The organism is Gemmatimonadota bacterium (assembly GCA_009838845.1).
Classification (GTDB): Bacteria; Latescibacterota; UBA2968; order UBA2968; family UBA2968; genus VXRD01.
In genome coordinates this window covers 18,481-27,626 of sequence record VXRD01000042.1, presented here as the reverse complement: position 1 = coordinate 27,626, position 9,146 = coordinate 18,481, and the positions used below count along the sequence as shown (strand labels likewise).

8 protein-coding genes are annotated in these 9,146 nt (G+C 52.4%); 7 read left to right on the top strand and 1 reads right to left on the bottom strand.

What is annotated here, in order from left to right; translation table 11 throughout:
* The first annotated feature begins 167 nt into the window (after window positions 1-167).
* Window positions 168-635 carry a nucleoside deaminase gene (locus tag F4Y39_06075; GenBank protein MYC13277.1) on the top strand — a complete coding sequence of 156 codons (468 nt, stop codon included), beginning with the start codon at window positions 168-170 and terminating at the stop codon, window positions 633-635.
* Here F4Y39_06075 and F4Y39_06070 read toward each other — a convergent pair.
* A complete protein-coding gene (locus tag F4Y39_06070; GenBank protein ID MYC13276.1) occupies window positions 632-1,924 on the bottom strand; it encodes an NCS2 family permease in 1,293 nt (430 codons plus the stop codon). The two genes, F4Y39_06075 and F4Y39_06070, sit on opposite strands and share 4 nt — an antisense overlap.
* 202 nt (window positions 1,925-2,126) lie before the next feature.
* Between F4Y39_06070 and F4Y39_06065 the strand changes: the two genes are divergently transcribed.
* From F4Y39_06065 to F4Y39_06040, 6 genes are read left to right on the top strand one after another with little or no spacing between them, the layout of a single operon-like run.
* Window positions 2,127-3,224, top strand: coding sequence for a glycosyltransferase (locus tag F4Y39_06065; protein ID MYC13275.1), 1,098 nt, complete (start codon window positions 2,127-2,129; stop codon window positions 3,222-3,224).
* Between the two features lies 1 nt (window position 3,225).
* Window positions 3,226-4,284: a radical SAM protein gene (locus F4Y39_06060; GenBank protein MYC13274.1), complete on the top strand. Its 1,059-nt coding sequence runs from the start codon at window positions 3,226-3,228 to the stop codon at window positions 4,282-4,284.
* A 7-nt stretch (window positions 4,285-4,291) separates the two neighbouring features.
* Window positions 4,292-5,407 carry a glycosyltransferase gene (locus F4Y39_06055; GenBank protein MYC13273.1) on the top strand — a complete coding sequence of 372 codons (1,116 nt, stop codon included), beginning with the start codon at window positions 4,292-4,294 and terminating at the stop codon, window positions 5,405-5,407.
* Between the two features lie 15 nt (window positions 5,408-5,422).
* Complete coding sequence (locus F4Y39_06050) at window positions 5,423-6,544, top strand: P1 family peptidase (GenBank protein ID MYC13272.1); 1,122 nt, start codon at window positions 5,423-5,425, stop codon at window positions 6,542-6,544.
* Window positions 6,545-6,556: 12 nt separating this feature from the next.
* On the top strand, window positions 6,557-8,032 hold the full coding sequence (locus F4Y39_06045; GenBank protein MYC13271.1) for a sodium:solute symporter: 1,476 nt from the start codon (window positions 6,557-6,559) through the stop codon (window positions 8,030-8,032).
* 45 nt (window positions 8,033-8,077) lie between these two features.
* Window positions 8,078-9,019, top strand: coding sequence for a hypothetical protein (locus tag F4Y39_06040; protein MYC13270.1), 942 nt, complete (start codon window positions 8,078-8,080; stop codon window positions 9,017-9,019).
* The last annotated feature ends 127 nt before the right edge of the window (window positions 9,020-9,146 follow it).

The following is a 9,146-nucleotide window of genomic DNA, read 5'->3' as shown; positions in this document are numbered from 1 at the left end:
ACAACCTATTTGTGTCAATGAGGCGCGGTAATATAATTTTGGTTATTTTTAATTGGATCAATAAAAAACGACGGCACTGGGAAAATTGCCAGTGCCGCTTTTTCATTTTTTAGACTATATTTTGTCTGTTAGTTTAACAAAATATCAGGAGAAAAGGAGATATTGGAATGCAGCAGAAATTCATGGGGAGAGCCATAGAGCTCTCCCGGATTTATATGAGAGCGGGAGAAGGCGGTCCATTCGGTGCGGTTATCGTCAAGGATGGAAGAATTATTTCGGAGGGGTATAATGAGGTGATCTCCAGCAAAGACCCCACAGCCCATGCGGAGATCATGGCCATCAGAAAGGCGACATTCAAGCTCGACACCTTCCACCTTGCGGGATGCGAAATCTACACCAGTTGTGAACCCTGCCCTATGTGTCTCGCCGCCATCTACTGGGCCAGAATCGAAAAAATTTATTTCGCCAATACCGCCGAAGACGCCAGGAATATCGGCTTCGACGACCAATTCTTTTACCAGGAATTGCAACTGCCGCGAGCCAAACGCCAAATCCCCTCCCAGCAGTTGCTGCACGACCAGGCGTTAGCGGTCTTCAGGGAGTGGCAGGAAAAGGTGGATCGCATTGAGTACTAGAGTGACCCGACCACAAACCGGATCGCGAATAGCACCGCCACCGTAACCACCGCCAGATTCAGCTCATGGCGGCGCCCGCCCAACACCTTAATGAGTGCATAGGAGATGAATCCAAGACCGATCCCTGTGGCAATCGAATAGGTGAAAGGCATCGCGATTGCAGTCACGATGGCGGGGACGCACTCAGTCAGATCTTCCCATTCTATGTGCCGAAGTGCACGCGCCATGACACACCCTACAAACACGATCGCTGGGGCAGTCGCGTAAACCGGAATCGCAGTCGCCACCGGTGCGAACGCAAGCGCAACCAGGAAAAGCCCCGCCACTACCAGAGCCGTAAGCCCAGTCCGCCCACCTGCCCGCACCCCTGCCGCACTCTCGATACTTGACGTCGTGGTTGACGTGCCCAGGAGTGCGCCAACTATAGTGGCGGAGCTATCCGCTACAAGGGCACGGCGCAGCCCTGTAACCCGACCGGCGCTATCGGTCAATCCTCCCTCGTTGAGTACCGCAACCAGCGTGCCGCTGGTGTCAAATAGATCCACCATCAGGAATGCGAATACGATCGAGATCAAGCCTATCTCGAATGCCCCGACAATGTCCAGTTGCAACGCTGTTGGAGCCAGCGAAGGTGGTAGCGCTACCACGGATTCCGGTGCTGGCGACAGCCCCCCTATCCAACCCACCAATGCCACAACCAGAATGCAGATCAGCACAGAGCCAGGCACCTTCCGGTGCTCGAGCGCCACGATTCCAATAAATCCGAGGCCCGCCAGCACCACTGTCCACTGAGCCAGATCGCCCAGCGTGACCAGCGTGGCTTCGCTGGCTACCACAATCCCTGCGTTGCGCAATCCAATAATGACAAGGAAGTATCCGATACCCGCTGCGATGGCCATCTTCTGTGAGCGAGGAATGCTGTTGACGACCCACTCTCGCACGGGAAGCACGGACAGGATGAGCATCAGGCATCCAGAACAGAACACCGCTCCGAGCGCGACCTGCCAGGACAATCCCAGTGTGCCCACCGCGACCGCAGCGAAATAGGCGTTCAGACCCATTCCCGGGACCAGTGCAATGGGATAGTTGGCGTAAAGGCCCATGACCGCGGATCCAAAGGCTGCAGCGAGACAGGTGGCTACCAGCACCGCGCCAGTGTCCATTCCCGCGCCTCCCAGCACCAGCGGGTTCACGAAGATGATATACGACAGGGTCAGGAAAGTGGTGCATCCGGCCAGCACTTCCTGCCGCACGCTTGAGTTCCGCTCTTCTAACTGAAAAAAGCTCATTATTCCGTTGCTCCTCTGTGCATTGTGGATTCTTCAGCTATATATGTACTCCATCCTATCGAATGATCCATCTTCTGTCAAGACAGTACCATGCTCATTATTGCAAGGGACAGATATTTTATTCTTTGCACATCCTTCTAAAAGCGATACTTTAAGCGAGAAACAGATGGGTTGATCGGACTGACCACTGACAATTCACCACATGAACGACCTTGCAATCTATTTCATCACAAGCCTTTGTGCTGTGTACATCACGCTGATCGTCGTTTTTTTGTTTGGTCTTTTGCGCAGATCGCGGCAAGTAAATGGACGGTGTCTATCTGTTTCCGTTATTGTCCCTGCTCGCAATGAAGCCACCAACATCGATGCGTGTTTGCGCGCTTTGGCCGCACAGACCTATCCTGACGACCATCTGGAAATTATCGTTGTAGATGACCGATCCAGCGATGATACCGCCGCTCGAATCGACAAATGGACGCGTCGTTTACCCAACCTGAGCCGCGTATCTGTCACACATCAGAACTATATCTGTCCAAAAAAAAACGCCCTGTGGCAGGGCATCAAACACGCGCGTGGAGATATTATTTTTACAACAGACGCCGATTGTCGGCCCGGTCCCAATTGGATAACCTCAAATCTCGCGCACTTTGCGCCTGATGTCGGCATGGTCATCGGCCATGCTCCCCTGCTGCAAAACGAAAAAGTCCTATCGGGCTTGCTATCTCTCCAAGCACTCATCGTCTCAACTCTCGCAGCGGGCAGCGCGGGCATTGGATTTCCACTCACCTGTTCGGGGCGCAACATGGCCTATCGCAGAAAAGCCTTTGATGAGGTTAAGGGTTTTAACGACATCGGACACATCATAGGCGGTGACGATGTATTGCTCATGCGACAATTCGCGCAAAAAAGCGCGTGGAAAATTCGGTTCAACGCAGACGCCGATGCATTCGTCCCCTCGGCGTCTCACCCAGACAATCTCATCAATCGACAGGTGCGCTACCAATCTAAAACCATTCACTACGGCATTCCCACCTTGATTTTGGCTTTTGCGGTGTATATATTCCATGTCGTTCTGGCGACACTGCCCATTTTTTTCTGGACTGACGCAGAATTATTTTATCTGGTCGGCTCTTGTCTGGGGATAAAAATAATCGCCGATGCCGTTTTTTTGCTCTTCGGCAGCATCCAGTTCAAAAGCCTGAAATTACTCCTGTGGTTTCCTGTTCTCGAAATCCTGATCATACCCTATATTGTCATCATCTGCGCGCTCGGCACACTTTCACCGTTCAAATGGAAATAGTATGTTATCAATCAAACTGCTGCCCGAAACCTTTATGCGATACCATCGCGCAATCACGCCCCGACGGATATGGAATGCCTCAAAAGTGGTCGCGTCCTACGCCCTCTCCAATCTATTTCGGCGGGATATTCGCCTGGGCAAACCCTTTGTGCTCATGGTCGAACCCACCAATTTCTGCAACCTCAAATGTCCGCTTTGCCCCTCTGGCAATGGCGACATGACCCGCGAGCGCGGCATTATGCCATTTGAACACTTCAAGCATGTCTTTGAGCAACAGGCCGATCATCTCCTGCTCCTCATGTTGTGGAATCAGGGTGAACCCTTTATCAACAAACACCTCACCGACATGATCCGGTTGGCCTCCGCACACAATGTCCCCACACTGACCAGCACCAATGTCCACTACATCAAAAACCGGGAAACCGCTCGAGACATCGTCGATTCCGGCCTTTCCGAACTCGTGGTCTCTCTGGATGGCGTCACATCCGAAAGCTATGTCAAATATCGCGTGGGGGGCAATTTTGACCGCGTACTCGAAGGCATCCGCCTCCTTGTTCAGGCCAAAAGCGACCTGCAAAGCAGCTATCCCCTGATCCACCTGCAATTTATAATTATGAAACACAACGAACACGAAATTGAAGCCGCACGCAAATTCGCTCGGGAGTTAGGCGTAGATCGCCTCTCGCTCAAAACAGCCCAGGTTTATACCGAATCCGATGCAGAGACCTTCTTGCCTTCTGAAGAGAAATTCAGCCGCTACGATTACACAGCCGACCACCTCTCGACCAAAAGCAAAATCAGCAACACCTGTCGCCACCTGTGGTACAGCACTGTCATCAATTGGGACGGCGCCGTATCGCCCTGCTGCTTTGACAAAGATGTTCACTACGGCCTCGGCGATGCCCTCAGTGAATCGGACTTCGACCAGATCTGGACCGGCCAAAAATACACGGACTTCCGAAACGCCATCCTCAAAGACCGCAAATCTGTGCCGATATGCAACAACTGCTCAGAAGGGGTGAAGGGCATGTTTTACGATATAGAAAAAGTTGAGCACTGATAAAACTATGGATATTGTCCTTTACTTATTGCTGCTCTCCACAGTCCTCTACGCCCTTGTCGCACTGTATTTTTTTTTCGGCTTATTCCGCCTGAACAATCAGCCGCGCACTGCTGAAACGCCATTTATATCCATCGTTATTGCCGCGCGCAATGAAGCGGATTATATCGGTCTGTGCCTCAAGTCTCTGAAAAAACAGACCTATCCATCCGACAGATTTGAAATTCTCATCGTTGATGACGACTCGATTGATAGTACATCCCAAATAGTCGCCTCCACGCGTCTGGACAATCTCCACCTCTTATCTGTCGATAATAGCTTTCCCGAAATGGTGGCAAAAAAACGACCGATGTCCGTTGGCATTCACCGTGCCAGGGGGGAATGGATCCTCACTACCGATGCCGACTGCACAGTGCCACCCACCTGGGTTGCCAGCATGGCGTCTTATATGGCGGCTGATACTGGCGTTGTCATCGGATTTTCACAACTTACATCGCGCTCATTTTTCGACCGCTTGCAGGCTTATGATTTTCTCACCCTCATGGCGGCGGCGGCAGGCGCCGTCGGGGTGGGCAGACCCCTGGCTGCTTCGGGACAAAATTTCGCCTATCGCAAATGTCTTTTTGAAAAAGTCGGCGGTTTCCGCGACATCGCACACCGCCCGTCTGGCGACGATGTGCTATTGCTCCAGTTGCTGCGCCGGGCATGGGATGGACGCATTGCATTTGCCACTGATCCCGGCGCATTCGCAATCACTCATCGCCCAGAAACCCCATCATCGCTCTGGCAACAACGCAAGCGATGGGCATCTAACGCTGCGTATCAACTGCGTCTCAATTTTGTTTTTTTTTCCTATATTGCAGTGGTCTTTTTGACCAACGCGCTCATTCCCGCTGCTTTTCTCATCTCAATAACAGACGGTACATACACACTGCCCTTGATCTGCTGGGGCGCGAAAGTACTGGTAGATCTGCTCGTGGCGGGAAAAGGCGTACATATCTTCAAGCGTGCGGATCTACTCATCATGTTTCCTTTCTGGGAGATCGTGCAAATCCCCTACACCATTATCATCGGCCTCGCGGGAACCCTGCGTGGATTTACGTGGAAAGGCCGAGAACATTGAAGTGTGAGGTACCCCATGACTACCAAAATCCTTTTCTCCCTCCTCAGTCTGCTACTCGCAATGCCATCTTATGCACAGCGCCCGCGCGCACGGGATCTCGGCATTCAGATTGGCACATTGCCCACAGGCACATACAACGCCGTTACCGATGTCGAAGGCGTTCTCGTCGGTCACGTCACATTAATTGAAGGCAGTGGCGAACTCGTCGTGGGCAAAGGTCCCGTGCGAACGGGTGTCACAGCCATTGTCCCACACGGCGAGGACATCTTCCGAAATAATATATTTGCCGCAGCCGAAGCCCTCAATGGCAACGGTGAAATGACGGGAATGGCATGGATTAACGAACGCGGGCAACTCGAAGTGCCCGTTGTACTTACGAATACGCTCTCCGTGGGCGAAGGCTATAGTGGCGTGGTCGCATACATGCTCAAACAGGGCACTGGGAGGGTCCCCCTACCCGTAGTCGCCGAATGTTATGACGGCGGTCTCAACGATATAGCCGGACGACACGTCACAGTCGATCACGTTGTCGAAGCCATTGAAACCGCCACAGGCGGCGCAGTGCCCGAAGGCTCGGTTGGCGCAGGTACGGGAATGCGCTCGTATGGATTCAAAGCGGGTATTGGCACAGCCTCGCGCGTTGTACCAGATGGACATACCGTAGGCGTGCTCGTCAATGCCAACTGTGGGCGCAGGCGGGAACTCCTCATTGCCGGCGTTCCCGCAGGACGCGAATTACCCGTTCAGGCCTCCTCAACGCGCGATGGCTCGATCATTGTAGTCATAGCTACCGACGCGCCTCTGGTGCCGCATCAATTGCGCCGCCTGTGCAAACGCGCCGCTCTGGGCATTGGTCGCACGGGTACGGTTTCCCGCACGAGCAGCGGAGATTTTGCCCTTGCCTTTTCAACCGCCTATCGCCTACCTCGCACCCGCACTGACCGCGATACAATTACCACACTACGCGATGGTCGGCTAAACGCCATCTTCCAGGCCACCATTGAAGCTACCGAAGAAGCCATTGTCAACGCCATGTGCGTGGCAGAACCCATGACGGGCCGAGACAACCGCACAATGCCTGCGTTACCGCATGACAAATTGATTGAGGTAATGAAAAAATACGGTCGCTTGAAATAAACGAGGTACTCTATGTCTCAAATACCCATCATCACTGCCCTTTGCGCCTATGTTTTCCTCACCCTATTGGTTGGCGTCTATGCCGGCAGGCGCGTCAAAGATTCTGCCGATTTTGTCGTTGCGGGTCGGCGTTTGGGCATCTTATTGGCCACGGGCACGCTTTCCGCCACCTGGTTTGGCACGGGCACTGTGCTCGGCGCAGCAGGCGCGGCTTACAAAGGCGGTTTTTTAGCCATCATTGCCGATCCTTTTGGCGCAGCCCTGTGTCTGTTTCTCGCGGGCCTGTTTTACGTGCGAATGATGCGCCGCATGGGCGTTTCAACCATTGCCGAATTTTTTGAACGGAGATTTGGCAAAACAGCCGGTGTGGTCGCCGCAGCATGTACGATTCCGGCCTATCTGGGCTGGGTTGCGTCGCTAATGGTGGGATTTGGGAAAATTATCCACGCGCTCACGGGATTGGATGCGGTATTAGGCACCTGTCTGGGTGCTGCTATTGTGCTGATCTATACAACCGTAGGCGGCATGTGGGCGGTGACGCTGACTGACTTTATTCAGGTGGCCGTCTTAACCCTGGGGCTGATCTTTATGACGCCCGTTCTTTTGAGCGACATGGGGGGATGGGCCGCCATTCGAGCGCAGCTGCCCGATGACCAATTTTATCTCTATCCCCGCGATGCAGACATGACTACATGGTTTAATTATGCGCGCGCCTGGTTGGTAATTGGGCTGGGCAATCTCGCAGGACAGGACCTTTTGCAACGCAGCCTGTCCAGCCGAAACGAAGCCGTCGCCCAAAACAGTGCCTACCTCTCTGGGATTATTTATCTGACCGTTGGTCTCTTACCCGTTTTCCTCGGCATTGCAGCCACCCTTACATTTCCCAATCTGGCCGACCCCGAGCAGGTGATGATGAAACTCGCAGAAACCTATCTTCCCCCACTGGGCATGGCCATTTTTATCGGTGCTTTGATCTCCGCGCTAATGAGCAGCGCAGACAGCGCCCTGCTCGCCCCTGCCAGCGTGATCGGCAACGATTTGATCCGCTACCTGCGCCCCGACATTGACGCGCGAACCCAACTGCGCCTGTGCCGCCTGAGTGTCCCTATCCTCGGCGTCATCGCGCTCTATCTCGCCCTTTCGCACGACACGGTTTACACGCTAATGGTCGATTCCTGGTCCATCTTGCTGGCGACCCTCTTTGTCCCTCTCACTGCGGGTATCTGGTGGCGCAACGCCAATCGTTCTGGCGCGCTCTGGTCAATGATTTCAGGTGCTATCGCCTATCTCATCCTGCTCCAAATCGCGCCCGACCAACCCGCCGATCTCCTCGCAGTACCCATCGGCCTTCTCGCGCTTATCATCATAACCAAAGCGACTGCAAAAACAGATCCACCCTTGCCCTTGAGCGATACGTCAGGAACACCTCTCCCCTATGAAAACCGCCTGGGTGCTCTAAATCCACTTCGAGGTTCATTCGACGAGTAAATTCACGGTTGCAAAAACGAAGTTACTTCCAAAAAGAGAAAATTTATGCCCAATAACTTGTTTTCAACTTACCGCCAGGGCGAGAACCGCGTCACCTCTACGTTCTTAGCTGTTCTTCAACGATTGAGCCTACCCAACATAGATCGAATTCTTGGAACGCTCGTTGGAGATACTGCTTTCAGTCTTGTCTCTTTCGAGAATCAGCCAAAAGGTGAGCGATCGACACCTGATGCCAGAATTAGGACGGGATTTGATATCTGGATTGAGACCAAGACAGAATCTAACGCGGTGCGATCCGAACAGGTCAAGCGGCATTTGAAAAGTCTCGGACATGGCGAACGCCTATTATTGCTGACGCCAGACGACGATCAGCCAAGAAACCTCGGAGATAGGGTTATCTGGTCGAACTTTAGAAATTTGGTCAAAGCCATTGAAGAAATCCTCGAAGATGAGAGTGCGCCTCCTTCCGAGAAAGAAGCATTTCTTCTGAGGGAGTTCATATCGATGATCCAGGAAGACAGACTTACAGGCTTTACCGAGTCCAGAGTCCTCGTGGTCGCCGCCAGAGAGGCGTGGCCAACATACAAGAAACTCAATGCATATATATGCCAGTCTAACCGTGGTTTCCAGCCTTCCGGATATCTGGCATTCTACGCAGAAGGCGCAGTCCAGCCACTTGTGCCCAAAATTAAGGAGGTAATTGAATCGGTACATCTAACACGAGAAGGAATCGAATCTCTTGAAGGCGATCAGAAAGACCTTGCTGAAGAATTGCTGACACAGATTGAGAAGCTTCACTATAACTGGCAGACTCAAAAAGTTATGTTTCTGAGCGAGCCTGATGATGATGAGACAGTAAAGCTGAAACAGAAGATTATCAATGACCAGAAAGATAAGAGTGGAAAGAATGTGGCGTTTGTAATGGGCCAGAGATACGTGACCCTGGAGTCACTCAAAACGGCAAGTAAGACCAGTGAATTAAAGTAGTGAGAATAGTGAATTTTAAAAAAATCTTGACAGAACAATCAGGTTACCTTTTTTATTTATCCATGGCTGAGAAATGCCACCGTAGATCTTTTTGTTCACAGAGGCTACAAAAAAGGAATAACGCCAC

Coding starts and splice junctions, on each gene's coding strand:
- F4Y39_06070 (MYC13276.1), bottom strand. CDS start 1,924: ATGAGCTTTTTTCAGTTAGAAGAGCGGAACTCAAGCGTGCGGCAGGAA.
- F4Y39_06040 (MYC13270.1), top strand. CDS start 8,078: ATGCCCAATAACTTGTTTTCAACTTACCGCCAGGGCGAGAACCGCGTC.
- F4Y39_06045 (MYC13271.1), top strand. CDS start 6,557: ATGTCTCAAATACCCATCATCACTGCCCTTTGCGCCTATGTTTTCCTC.
- F4Y39_06065 (MYC13275.1), top strand. CDS start 2,127: ATGAACGACCTTGCAATCTATTTCATCACAAGCCTTTGTGCTGTGTAC.
- F4Y39_06050 (MYC13272.1), top strand. CDS start 5,423: ATGACTACCAAAATCCTTTTCTCCCTCCTCAGTCTGCTACTCGCAATG.
- F4Y39_06075 (MYC13277.1), top strand. CDS start 168: ATGCAGCAGAAATTCATGGGGAGAGCCATAGAGCTCTCCCGGATTTAT.
- F4Y39_06055 (MYC13273.1), top strand. CDS start 4,292: ATGGATATTGTCCTTTACTTATTGCTGCTCTCCACAGTCCTCTACGCC.
- F4Y39_06060 (MYC13274.1), top strand. CDS start 3,226: ATGTTATCAATCAAACTGCTGCCCGAAACCTTTATGCGATACCATCGC.